This window comes from Bradyrhizobium sp. USDA 3397 (assembly GCF_054060965.1).
Map to the genome: position 1 here is coordinate 2,814,974 of NZ_JBSSDS010000001.1, position 23,769 is coordinate 2,838,742.

At 64.7% G+C, this 23,769-nt stretch carries 24 protein-coding genes and 1 other RNA gene; 9 read left to right on the forward strand and 16 right to left on the reverse strand.

Annotation, left to right across the window (positions count from 1 at the left end; genetic code table 11):
* Nucleotides 1-6: 6 nt before the first annotated feature.
* The 6 genes from ACVWYQ_RS13355 to miaA form a co-directional block, all read right to left on the reverse strand.
* Complete coding sequence (locus tag ACVWYQ_RS13355; RefSeq protein WP_404543321.1) at nt 7-882, reverse strand: EamA family transporter; 876 nt, start codon at nt 880-882, stop codon at nt 7-9.
* A 49-nt stretch (nt 883-931) separates the two neighbouring features.
* Entirely contained in the window at nt 932-1,627 is a 696-nt protein-coding gene (locus tag ACVWYQ_RS13360) for a class I SAM-dependent methyltransferase (protein ID WP_036006616.1), read from the reverse strand.
* 3 nt (nt 1,628-1,630) lie between these two features.
* On the reverse strand, nt 1,631-2,173 hold the full coding sequence (gene ilvN / locus ACVWYQ_RS13365) for an acetolactate synthase small subunit (RefSeq protein ID WP_018640841.1): 543 nt from the start codon (nt 2,171-2,173) through the stop codon (nt 1,631-1,633).
* A gap of 23 nt (nt 2,174-2,196) precedes the next feature.
* Nucleotides 2,197-3,168, reverse strand: coding sequence for a threonine dehydratase (locus ACVWYQ_RS13370; protein ID WP_404543322.1), 972 nt, complete (start codon nt 3,166-3,168; stop codon nt 2,197-2,199).
* Between the two features lie 4 nt (nt 3,169-3,172).
* Nucleotides 3,173-4,948, reverse strand: a complete 1,776-nt coding sequence (locus ACVWYQ_RS13375) for an acetolactate synthase 3 large subunit (RefSeq protein WP_404543323.1) — start codon at nt 4,946-4,948, stop codon at nt 3,173-3,175.
* Nucleotides 4,949-5,277: 329 nt separating this feature from the next.
* Nucleotides 5,278-6,219, reverse strand: a complete 942-nt coding sequence (miaA, locus tag ACVWYQ_RS13380; RefSeq protein WP_404543325.1) for a tRNA (adenosine(37)-N6)-dimethylallyltransferase MiaA — start codon at nt 6,217-6,219, stop codon at nt 5,278-5,280.
* 11 nt (nt 6,220-6,230) lie between these two features.
* Between miaA and serB the strand changes: the two genes are divergently transcribed.
* On the forward strand, nt 6,231-7,136 hold the full coding sequence (gene serB, locus ACVWYQ_RS13385; protein ID WP_157284713.1) for a phosphoserine phosphatase SerB: 906 nt from the start codon (nt 6,231-6,233) through the stop codon (nt 7,134-7,136).
* Between the two features lie 140 nt (nt 7,137-7,276).
* Here serB and ACVWYQ_RS13390 read toward each other — a convergent pair whose 3' ends face one another.
* From ACVWYQ_RS13390 to ACVWYQ_RS13435, 10 genes are all read right to left on the reverse strand, one after another.
* A complete protein-coding gene (locus tag ACVWYQ_RS13390) occupies nt 7,277-8,794 on the reverse strand; it encodes a Do family serine endopeptidase (RefSeq protein WP_157284714.1) in 1,518 nt (505 codons plus the stop codon).
* Nucleotides 8,795-8,938: 144 nt separating this feature from the next.
* Nucleotides 8,939-9,145 carry a DUF2065 domain-containing protein gene (locus tag ACVWYQ_RS13395; RefSeq protein WP_456725698.1) on the reverse strand — a complete coding sequence of 69 codons (207 nt, stop codon included), beginning with the start codon at nt 9,143-9,145 and terminating at the stop codon, nt 8,939-8,941.
* A gap of 72 nt (nt 9,146-9,217) precedes the next feature.
* Entirely contained in the window at nt 9,218-10,114 is an 897-nt protein-coding gene (gene hflC / locus ACVWYQ_RS13400; RefSeq protein WP_036037453.1) for a protease modulator HflC, read from the reverse strand.
* A complete protein-coding gene (gene hflK, locus ACVWYQ_RS13405; RefSeq protein ID WP_128263123.1) occupies nt 10,111-11,247 on the reverse strand; it encodes an FtsH protease activity modulator HflK in 1,137 nt (378 codons plus the stop codon). Before hflK ends, hflC begins: the two co-directional genes overlap by 4 nt.
* A gap of 153 nt (nt 11,248-11,400) precedes the next feature.
* Nucleotides 11,401-11,910 carry a dihydrofolate reductase gene (locus tag ACVWYQ_RS13410; protein ID WP_404543328.1) on the reverse strand — a complete coding sequence of 170 codons (510 nt, stop codon included), beginning with the start codon at nt 11,908-11,910 and terminating at the stop codon, nt 11,401-11,403.
* Nucleotides 11,910-12,395, reverse strand: a complete 486-nt coding sequence (locus tag ACVWYQ_RS13415) for a GNAT family N-acetyltransferase (RefSeq protein WP_404543330.1) — start codon at nt 12,393-12,395, stop codon at nt 11,910-11,912. Before ACVWYQ_RS13415 ends, ACVWYQ_RS13410 begins: the two co-directional genes overlap by 1 nt.
* A 6-nt stretch (nt 12,396-12,401) precedes the next feature.
* A complete protein-coding gene (locus ACVWYQ_RS13420; RefSeq protein ID WP_275508445.1) occupies nt 12,402-13,196 on the reverse strand; it encodes a thymidylate synthase in 795 nt (264 codons plus the stop codon).
* A 173-nt stretch (nt 13,197-13,369) separates the two neighbouring features.
* The gene (locus ACVWYQ_RS13425; RefSeq protein ID WP_404543332.1) at nt 13,370-14,350 is read right to left on the reverse strand and encodes a tripartite tricarboxylate transporter substrate binding protein BugD; all 981 of its coding nucleotides are present in this window, start codon (nt 14,348-14,350) and stop codon (nt 13,370-13,372) included.
* A 140-nt stretch (nt 14,351-14,490) separates the two neighbouring features.
* Nucleotides 14,491-16,005, reverse strand: a complete 1,515-nt coding sequence (locus tag ACVWYQ_RS13430; RefSeq protein WP_404543333.1) for a tripartite tricarboxylate transporter permease — start codon at nt 16,003-16,005, stop codon at nt 14,491-14,493.
* Nucleotides 16,006-16,012: 7 nt separating this feature from the next.
* Nucleotides 16,013-16,774, reverse strand: a complete 762-nt coding sequence (locus ACVWYQ_RS13435; protein WP_157284718.1) for a tripartite tricarboxylate transporter TctB family protein — start codon at nt 16,772-16,774, stop codon at nt 16,013-16,015.
* 585 nt (nt 16,775-17,359) lie between these two features.
* Here ACVWYQ_RS13435 and ssrA point away from each other — a divergent pair.
* From ssrA to ACVWYQ_RS13475, 8 genes are all read left to right on the forward strand, one after another.
* Nucleotides 17,360-17,726, forward strand: a transfer-messenger RNA (tmRNA) gene (gene ssrA, locus ACVWYQ_RS13440).
* Between the two features lie 115 nt (nt 17,727-17,841).
* On the forward strand, nt 17,842-18,360 hold the full coding sequence (locus ACVWYQ_RS13445) for an SspB family protein (protein ID WP_157284719.1): 519 nt from the start codon (nt 17,842-17,844) through the stop codon (nt 18,358-18,360).
* A gap of 89 nt (nt 18,361-18,449) precedes the next feature.
* On the forward strand, nt 18,450-19,883 hold the full coding sequence (fumC, locus tag ACVWYQ_RS13450) for a class II fumarate hydratase (RefSeq protein WP_404546320.1): 1,434 nt from the start codon (nt 18,450-18,452) through the stop codon (nt 19,881-19,883).
* 276 nt (nt 19,884-20,159) lie between these two features.
* Nucleotides 20,160-20,348 (forward strand): DUF4169 family protein, encoded by a 189-nt coding sequence (locus tag ACVWYQ_RS13455; protein ID WP_109144934.1) that lies wholly within the window; start codon nt 20,160-20,162, stop codon nt 20,346-20,348.
* Nucleotides 20,345-20,596: a ribbon-helix-helix domain-containing protein gene (locus tag ACVWYQ_RS13460; protein WP_025038043.1), complete on the forward strand. Its 252-nt coding sequence runs from the start codon at nt 20,345-20,347 to the stop codon at nt 20,594-20,596. Before ACVWYQ_RS13455 ends, ACVWYQ_RS13460 begins: the two co-directional genes overlap by 4 nt.
* A 115-nt stretch (nt 20,597-20,711) precedes the next feature.
* Complete coding sequence (locus tag ACVWYQ_RS13465) at nt 20,712-20,987, forward strand: FeoA family protein (protein ID WP_036006563.1); 276 nt, start codon at nt 20,712-20,714, stop codon at nt 20,985-20,987.
* 37 nt (nt 20,988-21,024) lie between these two features.
* On the forward strand, nt 21,025-22,896 hold the full coding sequence (gene feoB / locus ACVWYQ_RS13470) for a ferrous iron transporter B (RefSeq protein WP_404543335.1): 1,872 nt from the start codon (nt 21,025-21,027) through the stop codon (nt 22,894-22,896).
* A gap of 187 nt (nt 22,897-23,083) precedes the next feature.
* Entirely contained in the window at nt 23,084-23,581 is a 498-nt protein-coding gene (locus tag ACVWYQ_RS13475; RefSeq protein WP_404546322.1) for a GNAT family N-acetyltransferase, read from the forward strand.
* Nucleotides 23,582-23,769: the final 188 nt, after the last annotated feature.

Sequence of the window (23,769 nt, forward strand, 5' to 3'; positions counted from 1 at the left end):
TCACCCTCACGCAGTCTTCGGTAGAACTTGCGGGCGCTTCGCCAGCACCATCACGGCGATCCCAAAGATCACGGTCAGCATGCCGGCGAGGCGCAGCGGCCCGAACCGTTCGCCGAACACGATGCTGGAGGCCGCCGAGCCCACGAACGGCACCAGCAGTGCGAACGGCACCACTTGTGCAGCCGGATAGTCGCGCAAGAGGCGGCCCCATAGCCAATAGGCGATGCTGGTGGAAATGCCGCCGAGCATCAGCATGCAGAGCGCCGATGCCAGCGACATGTGCGTCAGCGACGTCCAGGTCGGCGCCGGACCGTTGGCGATCAGCGCCAGCACGAACAGCGGCACGGCCGAGGCGAGGCAGAGCCAGGCGAACAGATCGAACATCGGCACGCCGCGGGCGCCGCGCAGCAACAGATTGCCGATGGCGAAGCTGAGCGGCGAGACCATCAGAACCGCGAAGGCGCCGACGCTGAAATCATAGCCGACGGTGCCGCAGATCATCAAAAGGCCGGCCGCGGCAATGACGATCCCCAGAGTCTGCATCGGCGTCGGCCGCTCGCCGAACGCGAGCGCGGCAAAGCCGATCGTGAAGAGTGCCTGGCTCTGCACGACGACGCTTGTCAGGCCCACGGGCACCCCATGAGCGATGCCGTAGGCCTGCGACAGGAACTGACCGAGGAACAGCGTGAAGCTGATCGCGATCAGCAGTGACCAAGCGACCTTCGGCCTGGGAATGAACAGGCACGGCACCGCGGCGATGGTGAAGCGCAACGCCGTCATCAGCTCCGGCGACAGCTCGTCGAGCGCGATCCGGCTCGCCACGAAGGCAAGCCCCCAGATGATCGCCACCATGACGGCGATGAGGATGTCGGCCGGCTTCATTGTTGTTTCCGGTTCTGCTTTGTCTCGCAGCCCTGCTTGTTGTTTTGGTCTAGCCTTGCTCGCCGGCTTTCGGTTTCCGCAGCAGATACGTGCCGTGCATCGGCGCGTGGTAGTCGGCCGCGACCAGGGTGAAGCCGACGTCGGTCAGCATCCGCTCCATCACCCAGCCGAAGGTGGAATATTCGTCGCGCATGTGGGTCACCACGCCCTCGCGGGAGAAATCGTGGTTCTTGATCTGGAAGTCGGCCCATTGCTCGACGTCACGCTCGATCGCGTCGGGCATCGATGAGTAAACAATGTCGCGGAGATAAAATGTCGCTCCGGGCTTGAGCGCGCGAAAAATCCGCGACATCGCCACCGCTTTCCAGAAATCCGGCAGGTGGTGCAGCGTGAACTCGCTGACGATGAGATCGTAGGACTCGGGCCGGTAGGCGAAGCTGAGCAGACCGGCGGATTGGGTGCGCACGGGCGCCTTGCGGTCGCGGGCGTAGATCTCGGCGAGCGCCAGCATGGCCGGGGAAATGTCGATGGCGTCGACGTCGGCCCCCATCAACGCCGCTTCGGTGGCGAGCACGCCGTTGCCGCAGCCGATATCGGCGATGCGCCAGCCGCGCTGGACCCCGAGCATCTTCAGAGCGGCGCGCGCCCGTAGATCGGCATCGTCATGGTTGTCGTAGATCGAGGCCACAGCGGGCTCGATCCCCATCCGGTTCCGCTCGTTGTAGTACCAGTCGCGCGCCAACATGGCTCACATCCCTTCAGGCCCGCGACCGATCGCGGCAACACCCGTGCGCGACACCTCGACGAGGCCGAGCGGGCGCATCAGATCGATATATTGATTGATCTTGTCCGTATTGCCTGTGATCTCGAACACAAAGCTCTCGGTGGTGGCGTCGATCACACGGGCGCGGAACGCGTCCGCCAACCTGAGCGCCTCGACCCGATGCTCGCCCTGCCCGCGCACCTTGACCATCGCCAACTCGCGCTCGATCGAGCGCTTGGTCTGGGTCATGTCGACGACCTGGTACACCGGGATCATGCGGTCGAGCTGGTTCTTGATCTGCGCGATCACCATCGGCGTGCCCGTGGTGACGATGGTGATCCGCGACAGATGCTTCTGGGCCTCGGTCTCCGAGACCGTGAGGCTCTCGATGTTGTAGCCGCGCCCCGAGAACAGGCCGATGACGCGCGCGAGCACGCCCGGCTCGTTCTGCACGAGCACCGCAAGCGTATGCGTCTCGTTCGGATCGTGACGGTCCTCGATGAAATAGGCGGATGCGGGCTGGTTCATTGTCGTCCCCTCTTGTCTCTCCTTCACGCCATCGCTGGCGCGTCCGTTCCGACCCAACGGCGGAACAGATCGAAATCGATATTGCCGCCGGACAGCACGAGACCGACGCGCTTGCCCTTTAGCTTGCTCTTTTCCTGCAGCGCCGCGGCCAGCGCGGCTGCGCCGGCGCCTTCGGTGAGATTATGCGTATCGGTCCAGTAGGCGCGGATCGCGGCGGCGACCTCGTCGTCGGTGACCTCTACGATGCGCGAGGCACCCTTGCGGATCAGCGCGAATGCATCCTCGTCGGGGATGCGCGTCGCCATGCCGTCGGCTCGCGTGTTGCTGGTTTCGGTCGTCACGATTTTTCCGGCCGCGAACGACAGCGCATAGGACGGCGCTTCCGTCGACTGCACGCCGACGATCTCGGTCTTCAAGCCGAGCAAGTCGCGCGCCATGATGCAGCCGCAGATGCCGGAGCCCTGCCCGATCGGCACATAGAGGATATCGAGGTCGGGCACTGCACGGAACAGTTCGAGAGCGTAGGTCGCAACGCCAAGAACGAGATCCGGGTGGAACGAGGGCACCATGTGGAGCCCGGCGAACTGCGCGCGGCGCTCGGCTTCCTCGCGTGCCGCCTGAAAGTCCTCGCCGTGTTCGACGAGCTCGGCACCAAAGGCCTTCATCGCGCGGTTCTTCTCGACCGAGTTGCCGCGCGGCACATAGATCACCGCGGGCACGCCGTGGCGGCTCGCGGCAAAGGCGAGGCTCTGACCGTGATTGCCGCGGGTTGCCGAGATGATGCCCGGTGTCTTCGGCCGCTCGCGCTTCAGCCGTTCGAGATAGACGAGGCCGCCGCGCACCTTGAAGGCGCCGATCGGCGTGTGGTTCTCGTGCTTGACCACAACCTCGGTGCCGAGCCGACCTGCGAGCAACGGCCAGGCATGCGCCGGCGTTGCCGGCACCGCCTGCCCCACGATCGCATGTGCGCGCTCGAGCTCTTTCAGGTCGAACATGGCATCACACCAGCGCCTTGCCGCCGGCGAATGCCTTCGCGGTCGCCTCGTCGTTGGCCTGCTCCGGCAGCAGCATCTCGTTGTGGGCCTTGCCGGAGGGGATCATCGGGAAGCAGTTTTCGAGCGCCGCGACGCGGCAGTCGAACAGCACGGGGCGCTTGACCGAGATCATCTCCTTGATGGCGCCATCGAGATCGGCCGGCTTGTGCACCTGAAGCCCGACGGCGCCGTAGGCCTCCGCGAGCTTGACGAAATCGGGCAGCGCCTCCGAATAGGAATGCGACAACCGGTTGCCGTGCAACAGCTGCTGCCACTGGCGCACCATGCCCATGTACTGGTTGTTCAGGATGAAGATCTTGATTGGCAGCTCGTACTGAACTGCCGTCGACATCTCCTGCATTGTCATCTGCACCGAGGCATCGCCCGCAATGTCGATGACGAGGCTGTCGGGATGGGCCACCTGAACGCCGACCGCGGCCGGGAGGCCGTAGCCCATGGTGCCGAGTCCACCCGAGGTCATCCAGCGATGCGGCTCCTCGAAGCCGTAGAACTGCGCCGCCCACATCTGATGCTGGCCGACCTCGGTCGTGATGTAGGTATCCTTGCCGCGCGTCTGCTCGAACAAGGCCTGGATCGCGTGCTGCGGCAGGATGACGTCGTTGCTCTTCTTGTAATAGAGCGAGTTGCGGGCGCGCCATTGCGCGATCTGCTGCCACCACGACTTGATGTCGGGCTTCTTCGCCTCCGCCTTGAACACCTGGAGGATGTCGCCGAGGACGTTGCCGCAATCGCCGATGATCGGCACGTCGACGCGGATGTTCTTGTTGATCGAGGACGGATCGATGTCGATGTGGATCTTCATCGAGCCGGGCGAAAACGCATCGACGCGGCCGGTGATGCGGTCGTCGAAGCGCGCGCCGACGCACAGCATGACGTCGCAATCATGCATGGTCATGTTGGCTTCGTAGGTGCCGTGCATGCCGAGCATGCCGAGCCAGTTCTTGCCCGACGCCGGATAGGCGCCGAGGCCCATCAGCGTCGAGGTGATCGGGAAGCCGGTGACCTCAACCAGCTCGCGCAACAGCTTGGTCGCCTCGCGGCCGGAATTGATGACGCCGCCGCCGCTGTAGATCACGGGACGCTTGGCGTTCGCGAGCAGCGAGACCGCCTTGCGGATCTGCGTCGCATCGCCCTTCACGCGCGGCGCGTAGGAGCGGTGCACGTCGGACTTGCGCGGGGGATGGTAGGTGCCGGTGGCGAACTGCACGTCCTTGGGAACGTCGACCAGCACCGGGCCCGGACGGCCCGAGGTGGCGACGTAGAAGGCCTCATGCAGCACCTTGGCGAGATCGTTGACGTCGCGCACCAGCCAATTGTGCTTGGTGCAGGGACGCGTGATGCCGACGGTGTCGCATTCCTGGAACGCGTCGTTGCCGATCAGATGCGTCGGCACCTGGCCGGAGATGCAGACCAGCGGGATCGAGTCCATCAGGGCATCCGTCAGCGGCGTCACCATGTTGGTGGCGCCGGGGCCGGAGGTCACCAGCGCAACGCCCGGCTTGCCGGTGGAACGCGCATAGCCCTCTGCGGCATGGCCGGCGCCCTGTTCGTGGCGGACCAGGATGTGCTGGACCTCGCTCTGCTGGAAGATCTCGTCATAGATCGGAAGCACCGCGCCGCCGGGATAGCCGAAAATGTCGGTCACGCCGTGATCGATGAGTGCGCGGACGATCATCGCGGCGCCGGTCATCTGGTTCGGATCGTGGCTCTTGTCGCTCATTGGCTTGCTCCGGATGCGCTGTCGTCAGCGGCTTCATTCGTGTCGGGTTCGGGAAATAAAAAAGGCCCCGAAGAGGGCCCCATGCACACCGCCTGTCATGTGGATGGCAGCTAGCCACCCCCGGCGGTGTGCCTGGGTACGACGGCGATAAGGAGTTTGGTAATAATGTTACGCATGGCAGGCGCTCGGCTTCCCAAAGGTTGCGCGAAACATAGCGGCCAAACCTTGGATGTCAAGGCAATGCGGCCGTTCTCGCGCGATTTTGGCAGTGTAGCGGTGTTCCCCGGGTTCGGCGAGAGGTAAATTCGGGAACTCGGCACAAAAGCGCGTCAGTCGGTGTGCCGTTCCGCCGGCACGGCCGCGGCGAGCCATCCCCTCGCCTCCTCCGGCCTCACCCATTCGAAGTCCGGCAGCTGGTGCCGGAACCAGGTGAATTGCCGCTTGGCGTAATGGCGGGTATCGGCGCGGCCAATGCTGGCGGCCTCCTCCAGGCTGAGCTCGCCGCGCAGGTGCCGGATCAAGGATGGCACGCCATGAGCCTTCATGGCCGGCAGCAGCGGATCGAGATGCCTGGCGGCCAGCCGCTCGACCTCCTCGAGCGCGCCGGCGCCCAGCATGGCATCGAAACGGGCATCGATGCGGGCATACAGCTCGTCACGTTCGGGCGCGAGGAAGACCGCGCGAAATCTGTCCTTGGGCAGCAGCGGTGGCTGTCCCTCCCGCTGCCAATCGAGCAGCGAACGGCCGGTTGCCTCGATCACCTCGAGCGCGCGGGCGATGCGGGTGCGGTCGCGCAGGTTCAATCGCTCGGCCGCGCGCGGATCGCAGGCTGCGAGTTCCGCGTGCAGCGCTTCGACGCCGTTCCGTTCCAGCCGCGCGCGCACATCCTCGCGCAGCTCGGCAGGGATTGGCGGCACCACGGAGAGACCTGTGGTCAGCGCCTTGAAATAGAGCCCGGTGCCGCCGATGAAGATCGGCAGCCGTCGCTGGGCCCTCGCCTCATCGAGCGCCTTCGCCGCATCGCTTACCCAGGCACCGGCCGAGAAATTCACGGCGGCATCGACGTGGCCATAAAGACGATGCGGCACGAGCGCCTCGTCCGCCGCGGTCGGGCGCGCCGTGATGATGCGGAGGTCACGATAGACCTGCATGGAATCGGCATTGATGACGACGCCGCCGGCGGCGCGCGCAAGATCGAGCGCAAGCGCCGACTTGCCGCTGGCGGTCGGGCCTGCGATAAGCACGGCCTTGCTCGAATACCCCTCGCTCACGAAAACCTCAAATGTCCCTCGTCGCCACGCTGATCTGCAACCCTGACAATCCCGCGCTCGACTCGACCATCGTCGATGGCGCCCGCGCCGTGCTGCCGCAGGCGGCGCCCGCGCACTGGCTGTTCGACGGGGTTGCGGTCGACATCCCCTTCGGCGCGGACAGTAACCTCGAAGGCGACCGCAACGCCATCGAGCAGCGGCTCCGCGAGCTCCGCGGCGATTTGCCGATCGACATCGTCGTGCAGCCTGTTGGCTTCCGGCGCAAGAAGCTTTTTCTCGCCGACATGGATTCCACCATGATCGGCCAGGAATGCATCGACGAGCTCGCCGATTTCGTCGGGGTCAAGGCGCATGTCGCAGACATCACCGAGCGTGCGATGCGCGGCGAGATCGAGTTCGAGCCAGCGCTGCGCGAGCGCGTCGCGCTGCTCAAGGACCTGCCCGCCAGCGCGGTCGACGAGGTGCTGGCCAAGCGCATCACGCTGACGCCGGGCGGCCGCGAGCTGGTCGCCACCATGCGCGCGAACGGCGCCTATACCTGCCTCGTCTCCGGCGGCTTTACATTGTTCACGCGCGCGGTCGCCGCCAAGATCGGTTTCCAGGAGAACCGTGCCAACGAGCTCGTCGTGCGCGACGGCAAGTTCACCGGCGAAGTGAAGGAGCCGATCCTGGGCCGCGCGGCGAAGCTCGCGACCTTGGTGGACCTGATGGAATCGTTCGATCTCGACGACATCGACTCGGTCGTGGTCGGCGACGGCGCCAACGATCTCGCGATGATCCAGGCGGCGGGTCTGGGTGTCGCCTATCACGCCAAGCCGGCGGTGGCTGCGGCCGCGGCGGCGCGGATCGATCACGGCGATCTCACCGCGCTGCTGTATGCGCAGGGGTATCGGCGGGACGAGTTCGTGGAGGGGTAACCGCTCTCGCAGCTCGCTCAGCAGCCGTAGGATGGTCAAAGGCGCACTTGCGCCGTGCCCACCACTTCACGCCGTGATGGCGGACAGAATGATGGTGGGCACGCTTCGCTTTGCCCACCCTACGGCTCTACGCGTTATCCCTACTGCACGCTCAGCGCGACGAATCGCAGCTCGCCCTCGCCGTTCGAGACCAGCAGCAGCACCGATTTCTTGCCGTCCTTCTTGAGCTGATCGACCCGCTTCTGGATGTCGGCGCCGCTCGACACCGCCTCCTGCGCCACCTCGACGATGACGTCGCCGGCGGACAGGCGCTTCTCGGCGGCATCCGAACTGGCGTCGACATTGGTGACGACCACGCCCTTGACGCTGTCCTTGATCTTGTAGCGCGTGCGCAGATCCTTGCTCAGCGTTGCGAGATCGAGGCCGAGCGCCTTCTGCGTCACCGGCTTCTCCGGCGCCGGCTCGTCGGTCTTCACCGCCGCCTGCACCTTGTCGGGATCCTGGAGGCGGCCGAGCGTGACCTTCTTGATCTCCTCCTGGCCCTTGCGGATGACGACGACGTCGACCTCCTTGCCGACCGCGGTGTCGGCGACGACGCGGGACAGGTCCTTCGGGTCCTTGACGTCCTTGCCATCGAACTTGACGACAACGTCTCCGGGCTCGATGCCCGCAGGCTTGGCCGGGCCCTTGTCATCAACGCCGGCAACCAGCGCACCGCGCGCAGGCTTGATGTTGAGGCTCTCGGCGATCTCGTCGGTGACGCTCTGGATGCGTACACCGAGCCAGCCGCGGCGCAGCTCGCCGAACTGACGGAGCTGGTCGACGACGCCCACCACCGTCTTCGACGGCACGGCGAAGCCGATGCCGATGGAGCCGCCGGACGGCGAGATGATCAGCGTGTTGACGCCGATGACGTCGCCGTCGAGATTGAACAGCGGGCCGCCGGAATTGCCGCGGTTGATGGATGCGTCGGTCTGGATGTAGCTGTCGTACGGCCCGGAGGAGATGTCACGGTTCTTGGCCGAGACGATGCCGGCAGTCACCGTGCCTCCCAGGCTGAAGGGATTGCCGATTGCGACCACCCAGTCGCCGAGGCGCAGCTTGTCGCTATCGCCGAACTTGACCGCGACCAACGGCTTCGTCGGCTTGATCCTGAGCACGGCGAGATCGGTCTTCTTGTCGACGCCGACCAGCTCGGCCTTGATCTTGGTGCCGTCGTTGAGGATGACGTGGATCTCGTCGGCGTCCGCAATGACGTGGTTGTTGGTGACGACGACGCCCGCGGTGTCGATGATGAAACCGCTTCCGAGCGAATTGGTCTTGCGCGGCGCGCTGTTCTCGCCGCCCTTGCTGCCGCCGCCGGGCCCTCGGCGGTTCTTGAAGAAATCGTCGAAGAACTCCTCGAACGGCGAGCCGGGCGGCAGTTGCGGCATGGTGTTGCCGCCGCCCCCCTTGGCTTCGACCGTCTGCGAGGTCGAGATGTTGACCACCGCGTCGATCACCTTCTCGGCGACGTCGGCGATGCCATCCGGTCCACGCGCATGTGCCGGCGCGCCGAACGCGCTGCAAGCACCGATGGCGAGCGCAACCAGCCCAAGTCGAACACCAAATCGCGCGCGGCGGCGCGAGCGGGACGGGGCAATGGTGGCAGCGGTCATTGTGATCTCCAGGCAAAAGGGATTCGGCGCCAGACTGCGCTCGAACGGGGGCGCGGCGCAAGCGCGGAGCTTAACGGGCCTCAAGAGCCCGATAATACGGCGAAAACCAGTCTGGCGCCTTCACTTTGGCGTTGGGCCGAAGGCTTAAATCGGGTGCCGCATAACCCAGATCAGGACCAAGCCGGCCACGGCCGAGCCGATCCCGACCGCCCGCAGGATGTTGTCCGGCGTGGCGATGGCGCTTTTCATGGCTTTGCGCATCCAGTTTGGACTGGCCGCGAACATCAAGCCTTCGAGGACGAACAGGATGCCTAGGCCGATGAGGAAGTCGGCGAACGCAATGGACCTCATCGGAATGGAACCTCCCGCTATGCTGTTCTTGTCTGGACGAAGGGCGGCGAAATCCGCCGCCCTTTGTCTGGCTTACGGCTTCGCCTGCGTCTCGGTTGGCGTCCTGCCGGACGGGCTACCGAAGTACCGGAAGAAATCCGACTCCGGCCGGAGCAGGAAGCGAGTATCGTTCGCACGCAACCCGTTCTCATAGGCCGTCATCGACCGGTAGAAGGCGAAGAAGTCGGCGTCCTTGCCGTAGGCTTCTGCAAACAGGCGGTTGCGTTCGGCATCGCCCGCACCACGGGTCTGCTCAGCCTGTGAATTGGCCTCAGCGATGATGACGGTCGCCTCGCGGTCGGCCCTGGACCTGATCTCCTGGGCCTTCTGTCCACCCTGTGCCCGGAACTCGGCGGCCTCGCGCTCACGCTCGGTCTTCATGCGCAGGTAGACCGCCTGGCTGTTCTGCTCCGGCAGGTCGGCGCGGCGGATCCGGACGTCGACGACCTGAATGCCGTAGCCATCGGCCTCACGGTCGAGCTGGTCGCGAATGCGCAGCATCAGCTTCTCGCGGTCGTCGCGCACCACGTTGATGAAGGTGACCTCGCCGAGCACGCGGCGCAGCGCCGCGTTCAGGAGTGTGGTGAGCTGGATGTTGGCGGCCTGGATCGAGCCGACGCTCTGATAGAAGCGCAGTGCGTCCTTGATGCGGTAGCGCGCGAAGGCGTCGACCACGAGCCGCTTCTGGTCGGAGGCGATCGCCTCCTGCGACGGGTTCTCCAGGTCGAGAATCCGCTTGTCGATGTTGATCACCGAGTTCCAGGGCGCCTTGAAGTGCAGGCCGGGCGCGGTGACGACGTCGACCGGCCTGCCGAACTGGAGCACGATCGTCTGCTCGGTCTGCTGCACCGTGAACAACGACATATAGCCGACGATCACGACGAACAGGAGGGCAAGCAGCGTGACAAAACCTGTGACCGGAGACTTCATCGGGTGCCTCCGCTGGACTGCGGACCGGTCGTAGGTGTCCGCTTTGGCGCCAGTTCGGGAAGCGGCAGATAGGGTACGACGCCCTGGCCCGAGGGGCCACCGTCATAGACGAGCTTGTCGGCCCCGCCGAGCACGCGCTCCATCGTTTCCAGGTAGATCCGTTCACGCGTCACGTCGGGCGCCTTCTTGTATTCCTCGTAAACCTTCAGGAAGCGTGCACTCTGGCCCTTGGCCTCGGCGACAGCCTGTTCCCTGTAACCTTCGGCATCCTGCTGGATCTTGGCCGCGCGTCCACGCGCCTGGGGGACAACCTGGTTGGCATAGGTCTGCGCTTCGTTCTGCAGCTGCTCCTGATTGGCGCGGGCCGCCTGGACGTCGCGGAAGGCGTCGATCACCTGCGCGGGCGGATCGACCTTCTGCATCTGCACCTGGGTGATCTGAATGCCGGCACCATAGCTGTCCAAAGTCCTCTGGATCAGCTCGTGCACGTTCTGCTCTGTGACGTTGCGCGCTCCGGTCAGGATCGGCTGGATCTGAGACCGGCCGATCACCTCGCGCATCGCACTCTCGGCGACCGCCTTCACGGTACCCTCGGGGTTCTGGATGTTGAAGAGGAAATCACCGACACCGTCGGGCTTGATGCGCCAGAGCAAGGTGAAGTCGACATCGACGATGTTCTCGTCGCCGGTCAGCATCAGGCTCTCTTCCGGAACGTCCCGAATGGAGCGGCCGCGCCGCGCCGGATCCTCGATCACCGTCATGCCAATGGAGGTGGTGTTGACGCGCAGCGCCTTGGGCAGCAGCACGGTCTCGATCGGATAAGGCAGATGATAGTTCAGACCCGGCTGCACGGTGCGGACGTGCTTGCCGAAGCGCATCACCACGCCGAGCTCTTCGGACTGCACGCGGAAGAAGCCCGACAGCAGCCAGAATGCGACGATCAGCAGGATGATCAGCGTGATGCCGACGCCGGAGAAATAACCGCCCGGCATGATCTGCTGGAGCCGGTCCTGGCCGCGCCGCAGAAGGTCTTCCAGATCCGGCGGCCTCGGCCCGACCGGTTGCGGGCCTGAGCCCCACGGTCCCTTTGGACCCGAGCCCCACGGGCCACCGCCCTGATTCTTCCACGGCATTCGACGTTCTCCTCGGCAGGGTGGAATTGCCACCGCCCGCTTTGTCCGGTCCGGCTTTATAGGGGACAGGCAAGTCCCTTACAACGCAGCCCTGACCGTCTTCCGAGCTATGCTCGGGCACGAAAAAGTCAATGTAAACATTGGCAAAAGCGGTTAATGGCCGCGCCGCCGACGATATGTCACATAGGACAGGTCGGCGCTGTCGTCGGGGCCGGCCGGATGGCGGATGCGTTCGACCTCGTCCCATTCCGCCTTGTCGATGTCGAAACGCGTGTCCCCTTCGGGGCGCGCGTGCACTTCGGTGATCTCGAGACGATCGGCACGACCAAGCCATTGCCGGTAGATCTCGGCGCCGCCGATCACCGCGATCTCAGTGACCGAACGCCGCAGAGCGTCGCCGCGCGCGACTGCCTCCGCATCCGCTGGCGATGTCGTGACGATGGCGCCATTGGCGCGATAGGCCGGATCGCGCGTGACCACGATGTTGGTGCGAGCCGGCAGCGGCCGGCGCAGGGTCTCGAAGGTCTTGCGGCCCATGATCACCGGCTTGCCGATCGTCAGCGCCTTGAAGCGCGCCATATCGGACTTCAATCGCCACGGCATCGCATTGCCCGCGCCGATGACGCCATTCTCTGCGATGGCGACGACGAAGACGATCTCCATCAGGCAGAGCTCCCGGCAAGCTGGGTCAGCGCAGGCCCGGTGACCCGGCACAGCGTCCAGTCGTCCATCATGACCGCGCCGATCGATTTGTAGAACTCGATCGAGGGTGCGTTCCAGTCGAGGACCGCCCATTGCAGGCGCGACCAGCCGCTGTCGACGCATTCCCTGGCGAGATAGGCCAGCAGCGCCTTGCCGAGGCCCTTGCCCCGATGCGACGGCCGCACATAGAGATCTTCGAGATAGATGCCGTGACGGCCGCTGAAGGTGGAGAAATTGAGAAACCACACCGCGAAGCCGACCGGCTCACGGTTCCACTCCGCGATCACGCAATAGAGCTGCGGCCTCTCGCCGAACAGCGCGTCGGCGATGTCAGCCTCGGTCGCTTCCACCTCGTGCGACAGCTTTTCGTACTCGGCGAGCTCGCGGATGAAGGAGAGAACGAGCCCGGCTTCCTCGGGCCGTGCACGGCGGATGGTGAGCGACATAGGGCGCTAGACCGCCACTTCCGCCTTGATGTGCGGATGCGGATCGTAGCCGACAAGCTCGAAGTCTTCGTAGCGGAAGGAGAAGATATCCTTCACGTCAGGATTGATCCGCATCACCGGCAGCGCGCGCGGCGCGCGGCTGAGCTGCAGCCTCGCCTGCTCCAGATGGTTGGAGTAGAGATGAGTGTCGCCGAGCGAGTGCACGAAGTCGCCGGGCTTCAGGCCTGTGACCTGCGCGACCATCATGGTGAGCAGCGCGTAAGAGGCGATGTTGAAGGGCACGCCGAGAAACACGTCGGCCGACCGCTGATAGAGCTGGCAGGACAGCTTGCCGTTCGCGACATAGAACTGGAACAGCAGGTGGCAGGGCGGCAGCGCCATCTTCTCGACGTCGGCCGGATTCCAGGCGGTGACGATCAGGCGGCGGGAATCAGGCGTGCGCTTGATCATGTCGATGACATTGGCGATCTGGTCGATGCTGCGTCCGTCGGCCGTGGGCCAGGAGCGCCATTGATGGCCGTAGACCGGGCCGAGATCGCCATTGGCGTCCGCCCACTCGTCCCAGATCGTGACGCCGTTGTCGCGCAGATATTTGATGTTGGTGTCGCCCTTCAGGAACCAGAGCAGCTCATGCACGATCGCCTTCAGCGGCAGCCGCTTGGTCGTCAGCATCGGGAAGCCGGCCGACAAATTGAAGCGCATCTGATGGCCGAACACCGACAGCGTGCCGGTGCCGGTCCGGTCGGTCTTCTCGGCGCCGTCGGAAAGAATCCGCTCGAGCAGGTCCTGATATTGGAGCATGTTGCGACTGAGCCTTTGGGGAGGCGGCGAACTTAGCGACACCCCCAGCGCTGCGACAGCGGCGATTCGCTGTCGCAGTCGATTATACCCGGAAAAGTGAGTGTTCCCGGCACAAACGGCAAGGGGCGGAACTCAGCGTTCCGCCCCTCGCCTAGTGGCTTGATCGCCTTCGCTTAATTCGCCGGCTTGAGCACCGGACTCCACTTCGCAATCTCGCTCTTGACGAGGGTCGCCAGCGCCTCCGGGGTTCGGTCCTTCGGCGCGGGGATGACGCTACCGAGCTCGAGCAGGCGCTTCTTCACCGTCTCGTCGTCGAGTGCCTTGATGGCGGCGGCGTTCACACTTGCCACGATCGCGGGCGAGGTTCCCTTGGGCGCGAACATCGCGTTCCAGGCCTGAGCCTGGAATGCCGGCAGGCCGGCTTCCGCCGTGGTCGGCACGTTCGGCAGCGACGGGTTTCGTTCGGCCGTGGCGATCGCATAGGCCTTGATGGTGCCGGCATTGATCTGCGGGACGGCGTTGACGATCTGGTCGCACATATAGTCGACCTGACCCGCCACCAGCGCGTTCATCGCAGGTCCCGTGCCGTTAAAGGGCACGCCGACGGGCTTGATGTCGAGGATGGAGTGGAGGAGCTCGCACGAGACGTGCGAAACCGAGCCGACACCAGCATGCGCGGCGTTCACCTTCTCGGCATTCGCCTTCACATAGGTGACGAACTCCTTGAGGTCCTTTGGCGGAAAGTCCTTGCGGGCCAGGATCAGGATCGGCGTGCCGGCCAGCAGTGCGATCGGCACGAAGTCGTTCTCGGGGTGATAGGCCAGCTTCGGATAGAGGGGCACGGAGGCGGCATGCGTGCCCATATGCCCGGTGATCAGCGTATAGCCATCGTTGGCCGCACGCGCGGCACGCGTCGTGGCGGTGGTGCCGCCGGCGCCGACCACGTTCTCGATGATGATGCTCTGCCCCAGCGTCTGCGCCATGTGCCCGGTGACGATGCGTGAGATCACATCAGTCGGCCCGCCGGCCGCGAAGGGCACGATCACGGTAATGTTGCGCGTCGGATAGGTCTGCGCCTCAGCCGTTGCGATGAAGGCGCCCAGCGATGCTATCGCAGCTGCACATGCGCCTGTGAGCGCGCGAATGAACGTCATGGCGATCCTCCCTTTGGACACACTAAAATGCCGGCCCAAAGGCCGGCATTTCCATTTCACAAAGCCGTAACACAAGTCGATTCGACTTCCGAATGCGGCGCGCCGACGCAGGACCGAAGCCGACGCAGGCGCACACAACATCAATTCTCGGACTCGGTGAACACCTCGTCGCGCTTGGCGCGCAACGCCGGTAGCACCGTAAGGACAAGCAGGCCCGCCGCGACCGCGAGCAGCACCGCGGACAACGGACGCGTCAGGAACACGCTCCAGTCGCCGCGCGAGATCAGCAGCGCCCGGCGCAGGTTCTCCTCCATCAGCGGTCCCAGCACCATGCCGAGCAGCAACGGCGCCGGCTCGAAATCGTGCTTGATCAGCCAATAGCCGACGAGACCGAAGACGCCCGCGAGGATGACGTCGACCGGCGCGTTGTTCACCGAATAGATTCCGATCGCGCAGAAGATCACGATCGAAGGGAACATCAGCCGGTAGGGCACGCGCAACAGCCGCACCCAGATTCCGACCAGCGGCAGGTTGATGATGATCAGCATCAGATTGCCGATCCACATCGAGGCGATCATGCCCCAGACCAGATCCGGCTGCTTCTGCATCACCTGCGGGCCCGGCACGATGCCATGGATGGTCATGGCGCCCACCATCAGGGCCATCACCGCGTTCGGCGGGATGCCGAGGGTGAGCAGCGGAATGAACGAGGTCTGTGCCGCGGCGTTGTTGGCACTCTCCGGCCCCGCCACGCCCTCGATCGCGCCGCGCCCGAACCGGGACGGGTTCTTTGAGAGCTTCTTCTCGAGCGTGTAGGCCGCGAAGGACGCGATCACCGCGCCGCCGCCGGGCAGGATGCCGAGGATCGAGCCGAGCACGGTACCGCGCAGGATCGGCGGCGTCGCATCGGCCAGGTCCTTCCTGGTGGGCATCAGTCCGGTGATCTTCTGCTGCACGAGATCGCGGTTCATCCCGGCGCCGTGGTCTAGATTGCGAATGATCTCGGCAAAGCCGAACACCCCCATCGCCACCGTCGCAAAGCCGAGGCCGTCAGCAAGCTCCGGAATATTGAAGGCCATGCGCGAGGCACCGGTTTCGATGTCCGAACCGACCATCGAGAGCAGCAGGCCGAACACGATCATCGCGATCGCCTTCAGCACCGAGCCCTTGGCCAGCACGACCGCGAAGATCAGGCCGAGCACCATCAGCGAGAAATATTCGGCCGGGCCGAACGCCAGCGCGAGTTTCGTCAGCGGCGCACCGAGCAGGGCAATGAGCACCGTCGCGACGCAGCCAGCGAAGAACGAGCCGATCGCCGCGATCGCCAGCGCCGGGCCGGCGCGGCCCTGCTTGGCCATCTGGTGACCGTCGATGGCGGTCACGACCGACGTCGCCTCACCGGGTATGTTGACCAGGATCGACGTGGTCGAGCCGCCATATTGCGCGCCGTAATAGATGCCGGCGAGCATGATCAGCGCGCCAACCGGCGGCAATCCGAAGGTAATCGGCAAGAGCATCGCGACGGTGGCGATGGTGCCGATTCCGGGGAGAACGCCGACCAGCGTTCCGACCAGGGCGCCGATCAAGCACATCAGCAGGTTGATCGGAGTAAACGCGACGGCAAAACCGTGAGCGAGGTTGGCAAAGATATCCATCACGCCCTCACTGGATCAGAAAACGCGGATACATCGGCATCGGCAGCCCGAGTATGTAAGGAAACAGAATGGCGCAACCGAGCGTCAGGCAGGCGCCGACGATCGCTGCTTCGAGCCAGCGTGTCTCGTGCGAACCGGCCGCCGAAATCATGAAGCTGGTAAAAGCCGTGACTACGAGGCCGAGGGAGCGGATCGACAGGGCGAAGAAGACGATCGCAGCCACCACGAACAGCGGTCCCCGCCAGGAATAATGGGCCATCGCCGGCCCGTTCGTCAGAAGACCCGTCAAGGCAATGCCGGCTGACAAGGCGACCAGCAACCCGCCGAACATGCGCGGCGCGGTCCCTGCGCCGAAGGAGAAGCCCCGCATGCCCTGCAGATCGCTCCCTGCCCACAGCGCGAACAGGGCGACGGCCATCAGAACGACGCCGCCGACATAATCCTGTGCCGATCGGATCGTCATGAACAACGTGAGGATCGCCACCGCAAACAGCGGATAGGAATAGATCAGCGCCAGCAGCACCTCGGACGACATCTTCTTGGCGCCGCCGCCGAACGATCCGAACAAGGCGCTGGGCGCGCCGGCGAGCAGCGCCGTCGCGTGGCCGGTGACGACCGCCGCCGGACCGCGGCCGGCCCCCCAGCCAAAGATCGTCCCGATCGACCAGATCAATTCGAAAATCTGCGGCGCAATCGCCAGCAGACAAAAGCCGAGCGCCAGCCTGGTATTTCGGGTGGCCGTCGCTGAGTGGCCCATCGTGTCGGCCATGCCTGTCTCCTCCGCGACCCGTAAGTCACGAGCACTGTTGTTTTAAATCGACTGGAACTGGATCCCCCGCCCCGGATCACTGCCTAGCGATTTTCGTTACACAATGCCAGCAAAACCCAACGCGCCGCCGGCAAGCAGAAGCCGGACTGGATAGTTGCGCGAGATGGACGCGGCCGCCGCAACCATTGCGTCAGACGCAGTGCAGCAATTGCTGGACCAGGCCGATTTAACATCACGATAAGCACGTTCGGACCTGGCGAGACCTGTGAAGTCGCGTGGGCGTTTTAGTCGGTGCTTTGCCCTGACCGCGATGCTGTGCGTCTTCGGGCACTGCCGCCGCAGCCCCGGCGAGAGAGCGAGATCCGGCCGAAGCTGGAGATCAGCTTGCGGCTCCTCGTGCTGCTACTTTCCGCCGCAGGAAATTAACCGACGCCGAGACTGACAATGTCGTTCGCTGGAGCAGCAGCGTCATCATGCGCAAGGATTCAGCACATCGGGCCGGCGACCTCTGCCAAAGGCCAGAGCCGCGATAGGCCCGGCAGTCCGAAGCCTATCCAAAGGGAACCGCGGGATCGCGCCCCCAACCCTCTGTTTTTCGAAAGCTTTGCCCCCTATATTGGGGGTGCCGGTTCGCCGGCTATGGAAATAAACGGTCGTCGCAATAAACCATTCGGACCCGGGGGCGGTACCCGGCGCCTCCACCAAAGCCCATCATCGGGCGTGCCCGAAGCTGGGCTTTGGCGGGGGCGAAATAGGATCGACGAGGGCGTAAAGGGCGTACTTTTTCCCGGTATTGTTCCGCCGTTATCGGGCTACTGCAATAGTTGCCAACGACAACTTTGCTCCGGTTGCTCAGGCTGCGTAACGCAGTTTGAAAGACCACTCTAAAGTCCTAGTGGGTTAAGCTCCGCTAGGCGGGGTTCGGAGGCACCTGGCAACAGAAGCCTCCACTTTACTCTTTGATTCTTCCCCGGCGGGGACTCCTGCTCGCCCGTCAGGCGCGGTACTATTGCGGCTTGGCGAGTCGGATCGGCAGGGTCCGGCTGCTTGGATGCAACAGGACCACCATGGCGACCGATCATATCCGATACGATGTGCTGGCCCGCGACGCGCTGCGCGGCGTGCTGCGGAAGGTGCTGACCGATGCCGCGGCGCATGGCCTGCCGGGCGAGCATCATTTCTTCATCACCTTCGTGTCCAAGGCCGAAGGCGTGAAGCTGTCGCCGCGGCTGCTCGCACAATATCCGGAAGAAATGACGATCATCCTCCAGCACCAGTTCTGGGACCTGACCGTGCTCGAGGATCGTTTCGAGGTCGGCCTGTCCTTTGGCGGCATTCCGGAGCGGCTCGTGGTGCCGTTCAGTGCCATCAAGAGCTTCCTCGATCCGTCCGTGAAGTTCGGCCTCCAGTTCGACACCTCCGACGTCGCCGAGGTCGCGCCGGACAATCTGCCGGCAGCGCCCGCGCCATCGGCCGTATCGGTCCCGGCACCTGCCGCGGAGAAGCCGGAAGCTGCCGACGAGCCGCCGCCGCCGAGCCAGGGCGGCGCCGAGGTCGTGCGGCTCGATCGTTTTCGCAAGAAATGATCTAGGTTGGCCGCGAAGCCGTCGCGCCCGCCCAAACTGCCTATATAGAGAAGCACATGAACAGGCCGCGCGGCGTTTCGCGCGGCAGAATGGATGTGCTCATGGCCAAAGCGTCCCGCTCGAAGACTGCCCGCCCCGCAACCCGCACCGAGACCGACAGCTTCGGTCCCATCGAGGTCGCCGCCGACCGCTATTGGGGGGCGCAGACCGAGCGCTCGCGTCAGAATTTCCGCATCGGCACCGACCGCATGCCGATCTCGCTCGTGCATGCACTCGGCATGGTCAAGCTCGCCGCCGCACAATCCAACCTCGAGCTCGGCCTGCTCGACCAGCGCCGCGCCAATGCCATCGTCCGCGCCGCGCGCGAGGTGATCGAAGGCAAGCTCGACGACCATTTTCCGCTTGTCGTGTGGCAGACCGGCTCGGGCACCCAGAGCAACATGAACCTCAACGAGGTGATCGCCAATCGCGCCAACGAGCTGCTCGGCGGCGAGCTCGGCGCCAAGAAGCCGGTGCATCCCAACGATCACGTCAACATGAGCCAGTCGTCGAACGACTCCTTCCCGACCGCGATGCACATTGCGGCAGCAAGCCGCATCAATGCCGATCTTGTCCCTGCGCTCGGCGAGCTACTGCGCGCGCTGCGCAAGAAGGAGAGGGAGTTTTCGAAGATCGTGAAGATCGGCCGCACCCATACCCAGGATGCGACGCCGCTGACGCTCGGTCAGGAATTTTCCGGCTATGCCGCGCAGGTCGAAAGTGGCATCGCCCGGCTCAAGATCGCGGTGAAGGACCTCTATCCGCTGGCGCAGGGCGGCACAGCCGTCGGCACCGGCCTCAACTCGAAGCCGCGCTTTGCAAAGCTGTTCGCCAAGCACGTTGCCGGGATCACCAAGCTGCCCTTCACCAGCGCCGCCAACAAATTCGAGGCGCTGGCCTCGAACGACGCCTATGTGCTGGCGCACGGCGCCATCAATTCCGTCGCGACCGGCCTGTTCAAGATCGCCAATGACATTCGCCTGCTCGGCTCCGGCCCGCGCTCGGGCCTCGGCGAATTGATCCTGCCGGAGAACGAGCCCGGCTCCTCGATCATGCCGGGCAAGGTCAACCCGACCCAGTGCGAGGCGATGACCATGGTGTGCTGCCAGGTGTTCGGCAATCACACCGCGATCACGATCGCCGGCAGCCAGGGCCATTTCGAGCTCAACGTCTACAAGCCGGTGCTGGCCTACAACATGCTGCACTCGATCCGCCTGATGGCGGATGCCGCGCGCTCTTTCACCGAACATTGCGTCAGCGGCATCCGCGCCGACGAGAAGCGCATCGAGGAGCTGATGCAGCGCTCGCTGATGCTGGTGACGGCGCTGGCCCCGAAGATCGGCTACGACAACGCCGCCAAGGTAGCCAAGACGGCGCATGCCAACGGCACCACGTTGAAGGAGGAGGCGCTGCGGCTCGGCTTCGTCGCGGCCGACGAGTTCGACCGCCTGGTGCGCCCCGAGAAGATGACCAGCCCGGGATGATTCCGAATTCCGATAGCCATCCGTAATGATACGGACGCTCGGCGCCCAAAAATATGCGGCTTTGGGGGCGGGATTTGATTACCGTCAATGTTGCGGCCGGGGCGGCGTGTTACGCGGCTCTACTGCCCTAGACGGGGCGAAATTCATCGTTTGATGGCCCAAGGGCCGATTGACGAGGACGAGCGAATGGCGATCAAGTCTTCTGGGGCGCAATGCGGCGTCCTGTTTCTGAGTGTTTCATCCGGCAAGAAGAGGATCGGGTGATGGAGACGCGGCATGGGGAACGTCATCAACCTGAATCGTTTCAGGAAGCGCGTCGAGCGGGAAGCCTCGGCGAAGCAGGCGGACGCCAACCGGGCGAAGTTCGGGCGCACGAAGGCGGAACGGTCGTCCGAGGCGAAGCGGGCGGACCAGGCCAAGGAGCATCTGGACCAGCACCGGATCGATCGCGAGGAGCAGCCATGAAGTCGCCGGTCGTGAAACGGTCGATCGTCGTCGCCGGCCACAAGACCAGCGTCAGCCTGGAAGAGGCGTTCTGGAACGGCATGAAAGAGATTTCCGGCCTGCGCAACATGACGTTGTCCGAGCTGGTCGGTGAGATCGACAACAACCGCCAGCAGGGCAATCTGTCGTCGGCGATCCGCCTCTTCGTCCTGGACTACTTCAAGAGCCGCGCCATGGCCGCCCAGCCGGACAAGGTCCCGGCCCAGTAGCCGTCGGGGGCGCCCGCGACGGCGCCCCGGCCTCTGCACTTTAAAATCGCTCTAAGGTGCAGCTTCGGCGCGCGGGCACGCTTGACCTCAATGCCCGGCGTTGAAAATACAGGGCATGACCGACACCACTGATACGCGTTCGCACATGCCGCTGGGTCTGGCCCAGCGCGGCTATACCGGCGTCATCCAGCACCTTGCCGCCAAAGAGGCTGGCTCGGCGCTTTCGGACGTCGAGCTCGAGAGCCGCCTGATCGAACTCGGCTTCGTCGAGGGCGCCCGGGTCGAGATCCTGCATGAGGGGCTGGTCGGGCGCGATCCGATCGCGGTACGGGTCGACAGCACCACGATCGCGGTCCGCCGTCGCGAAGCCATGGCCATCATCGTCGCCTGACGCGCGACCGGAATCTTGCCCCCAGGCCCTTGATCCCATGGAAGCACCGCTGCTGCATCTCGCTTTGGTCGGCACGCCCAACAGCGGCAAGACCTCGCTGTTCAACGCGCTGACCGGCAGCCGTCAGAAGGTCGCGAACTATCCCGGCGTCACGGTCGAGCGCAAGGAAGGCTTCTTCGTCACCCCGCTCGGCCGCCAGGTCTCCGTGGTCGACCTGCCCGGCACCTATTCGCTGCGCGGCCGCAGCCCGGACGAGGAGATCACCCGCGACTTCGTGCTCGGCAAGGCCTCCGGCGAGACCCTGCCCGATCTCGTGCTGTGCGTCGCCGATTCCACCAATCTGCGCCTGACCATCCGCCTGCTGCTGGAGCTGAAGCGCACCGGGCGGCCGATGATCCTCGTGCTCAACATGTTCGACATCGCAAGCCGCCGCGGCATCACTGTCGACGTCGAGCGGCTCGCCAAGGAGCTCGGCGTGCCCGTGGTCACCTCGATCGCGGTGCGCAAGGGCGGCACCGCCGACCTGCTCAAGCTGACCGACGAGATTTCCGCAGCGCTCGCCGCCGAGCCGGTGGAGAACAGCTGGCGCGCGCTCGGCGTCTCCGAGCTGCGCGCCACCCAACGCGAGGCCGACCGCATCATCGCCGACTGCGTCAGCCTGCCTGCTCGCCCCGACACCTGGACCGCGCGGATCGACGCGATCGTGCTGCATCCCGTCGGCGGGCTGATCGTGCTCGCGCTGATCCTGTTCGTGATGTTCCAGGCAGTGTTCGCCTGGGCGCAGCCGGCGATGGAGATGCTGAAGTCCGGCTTCGACTCGCTCGGCGAGCTGGTGCAGGCCACCCTGCCCGACGGCTTGCTGCAAAGCTTCCTGCAGAACGGCGTGATCTCCGGCGTCGGCAGCGTCATCGTGTTCCTGCCGCAGATCATCCTCATCTTCCTGTTCATCCTGCTGCTGGAAGATTTCGGCTACATGGCGCGCGCGGCGTTCCTGATGGACCGCATCATGGGCGGCGCCGGGCTGCACGGGCGCGCCTTCATTCCGCTGCTGTCGAGCTTTGCCTGCGCCATTCCCGGCATCATGGCGACACGTGTCATCGACAACAAGCGCGACCGGCTGACCACGATCCTGATCGCGCCGCTGATGACCTGCTCGGCGCGCATTCCGGTCTATACGCTGATCATCTCCGCCTTCATCCCGGCCAGGGACGTCTGGGGCTTCATCAACCTGCAGGGCCTCGTGATGTTCGGCCTCTATGCCGCCGGCATCGTCAGTGCGCTCGTCGTCTCGTTCCTGATCAAGTTCTTCATGCTGCGCGACTTTGTGCCGGCGCCGTTCATGTTGGAGCTGCCGGACTACAAGATGCCGCGGCTGAAATCCATCGTGATCGGCATCTACACCCGCGCCAAGATGTTCTTGCAACGCGCCGGCACCACGATCTTCTCGATGATGGTGCTGATCTGGTTCCTGGCCTCGTTCCCGCAGCCGCCCGCGGGCGCGTCCGGGCCGGCCATCGAGTTCAGTCTCGCTGCGATGATCGGCAAGGCGCTCGAGCCTCTGCTCGCCCCCGTCGGCTTCAATTGGCAGATCGCGGTGGCGCTGATCCCGGGCATGGCGGCGCGCGAGGTCGCGGTCGCGGCGCTCGGCACCGTCTATGCGATCGAGGGCGGCAGCGAAGCGGTCGAGCAGATCGGCCAGGTGCTGGCGACGAAGTGGTCGCTCGCGACCGCGCTGTCGATGTTGGCCTGGTACATCTTCGCCCCGCAATGCGCCTCCACGCTCGCCGTGATCCGGCGCGAGACCGGCAGCTGGGCCTGGATGGGCGTCACCTTCGCCTACATGCTGGTGCTGGCCTATGCGGCGAGCCTCGTGACGTACAACGTCGCGGTCGCGCTGGGGGCGGGGTAGCCCCCTTCCAAAACAAAACTGCGAAAACAACCCCATGCACAGTAGACCGGGGCTCGTGAAATCAATGGGTTGCGGATTATCCTAAGTCGCTGCTTGCTCCGTCGGGCAAAACAGTGGCATGATGTCAAAATTCAGCCCCAGCGATAGCACCATGAACGACACGCCACCGACCCGGCGATCTGTCCCCCTGGACCATTTCACCACCGACCGCCTGACCGCCGAGCGATTGCGCGAGGATCACCTCGGCGACCTTGTCGCGCTGCATCGCGACGCCGAGGTCTCCCGTTTTCTCGGCGGGGTACGGACGCCCGAGGTCACGAAGGCCTATCTCGCGACCAACATGGCCCATTGGGACCAGCACGGCTTCGGGCTCTGGACGCTGCGAACGAAGGACGGGGCCTTCGCCGGACGTGCCGGCATTCGGCACATTGTCGTGGACGATGTCGACGAGATCGAGATCGCCTACGCATTCAAGCGCGAATTCTGGGGCCAGGGATTTGCAAGCGAGATCGCGGCCAAGCTGACGGACATCGGCCTGTTGCAGCTTGCGCTGCCGTCCCTCATCGGCATCGTCCATGTCGGCAACACTGCATCCCGCCGCGCGCTGGAGAAGTCGAACTATCTCCTCGAGCGCAGCACGAACCGTCACGGCGAAGATGTCGTGATTTACCGCATCAGGCGGTGAATGCCGCGGCGGGGCCGACGGCGGCTGATCGCTTGTGTTCATTTTTGAACCGACACCCCCCAGGGGGTCGGCTCAGTCTGAGCGGCGAAGCGGTCGCCTGACAGCCCGAGGCATTCGAGCGGGAACTCAAGCCCGGCCTCGGAGTTCCTTAGACGGACCTTTCAGTCATCCGGCTCCCGGCAAGCGCT

What these genes read in the sequence shown, in the direction of transcription:
- ACVWYQ_RS13355 (WP_404543321.1), bottom strand. Translation starts at nt 882, where the DNA reads ATGAAGCCGGCCGACATCCTCATCGCCGTCATGGTGGCGATCATCTGG.
- ACVWYQ_RS13360 (WP_036006616.1), bottom strand. Translation starts at nt 1,627, where the DNA reads ATGTTGGCGCGCGACTGGTACTACAACGAGCGGAACCGGATGGGGATC.
- ilvN (WP_018640841.1), bottom strand. Translation starts at nt 2,173, where the DNA reads ATGAACCAGCCCGCATCCGCCTATTTCATCGAGGACCGTCACGATCCG.
- ACVWYQ_RS13370 (WP_404543322.1), bottom strand. Translation starts at nt 3,168, where the DNA reads ATGTTCGACCTGAAAGAGCTCGAGCGCGCACATGCGATCGTGGGGCAG.
- ACVWYQ_RS13375 (WP_404543323.1), bottom strand. Translation starts at nt 4,948, where the DNA reads ATGAGCGACAAGAGCCACGATCCGAACCAGATGACCGGCGCCGCGATG.
- serB (WP_157284713.1), top strand. Translation starts at nt 6,231, where the DNA reads ATGTCCCTCGTCGCCACGCTGATCTGCAACCCTGACAATCCCGCGCTC.
- ACVWYQ_RS13390 (WP_157284714.1), bottom strand. Translation starts at nt 8,794, where the DNA reads ATGACCGCTGCCACCATTGCCCCGTCCCGCTCGCGCCGCCGCGCGCGA.
- ACVWYQ_RS13395 (WP_456725698.1), bottom strand. Translation starts at nt 9,145, where the DNA reads ATGAGGTCCATTGCGTTCGCCGACTTCCTCATCGGCCTAGGCATCCTG.
- hflC (WP_036037453.1), bottom strand. Translation starts at nt 10,114, where the DNA reads ATGAAGTCTCCGGTCACAGGTTTTGTCACGCTGCTTGCCCTCCTGTTC.
- hflK (WP_128263123.1), bottom strand. Translation starts at nt 11,247, where the DNA reads ATGCCGTGGAAGAATCAGGGCGGTGGCCCGTGGGGCTCGGGTCCAAAG.
- ACVWYQ_RS13410 (WP_404543328.1), bottom strand. Translation starts at nt 11,910, where the DNA reads ATGGAGATCGTCTTCGTCGTCGCCATCGCAGAGAATGGCGTCATCGGC.
- ACVWYQ_RS13415 (WP_404543330.1), bottom strand. Translation starts at nt 12,395, where the DNA reads ATGTCGCTCACCATCCGCCGTGCACGGCCCGAGGAAGCCGGGCTCGTT.
- ACVWYQ_RS13420 (WP_275508445.1), bottom strand. Translation starts at nt 13,196, where the DNA reads ATGCTCCAATATCAGGACCTGCTCGAGCGGATTCTTTCCGACGGCGCC.
- ACVWYQ_RS13425 (WP_404543332.1), bottom strand. Translation starts at nt 14,350, where the DNA reads ATGACGTTCATTCGCGCGCTCACAGGCGCATGTGCAGCTGCGATAGCA.
- ACVWYQ_RS13430 (WP_404543333.1), bottom strand. Translation starts at nt 16,005, where the DNA reads ATGGATATCTTTGCCAACCTCGCTCACGGTTTTGCCGTCGCGTTTACT.
- ACVWYQ_RS13435 (WP_157284718.1), bottom strand. Translation starts at nt 16,774, where the DNA reads ATGGCCGACACGATGGGCCACTCAGCGACGGCCACCCGAAATACCAGG.
- ACVWYQ_RS13445 (WP_157284719.1), top strand. Translation starts at nt 17,842, where the DNA reads ATGGCGACCGATCATATCCGATACGATGTGCTGGCCCGCGACGCGCTG.
- fumC (WP_404546320.1), top strand. Translation starts at nt 18,450, where the DNA reads ATGGATGTGCTCATGGCCAAAGCGTCCCGCTCGAAGACTGCCCGCCCC.
- ACVWYQ_RS13455 (WP_109144934.1), top strand. Translation starts at nt 20,160, where the DNA reads ATGGGGAACGTCATCAACCTGAATCGTTTCAGGAAGCGCGTCGAGCGG.
- ACVWYQ_RS13460 (WP_025038043.1), top strand. Translation starts at nt 20,345, where the DNA reads ATGAAGTCGCCGGTCGTGAAACGGTCGATCGTCGTCGCCGGCCACAAG.
- ACVWYQ_RS13465 (WP_036006563.1), top strand. Translation starts at nt 20,712, where the DNA reads ATGACCGACACCACTGATACGCGTTCGCACATGCCGCTGGGTCTGGCC.
- feoB (WP_404543335.1), top strand. Translation starts at nt 21,025, where the DNA reads ATGGAAGCACCGCTGCTGCATCTCGCTTTGGTCGGCACGCCCAACAGC.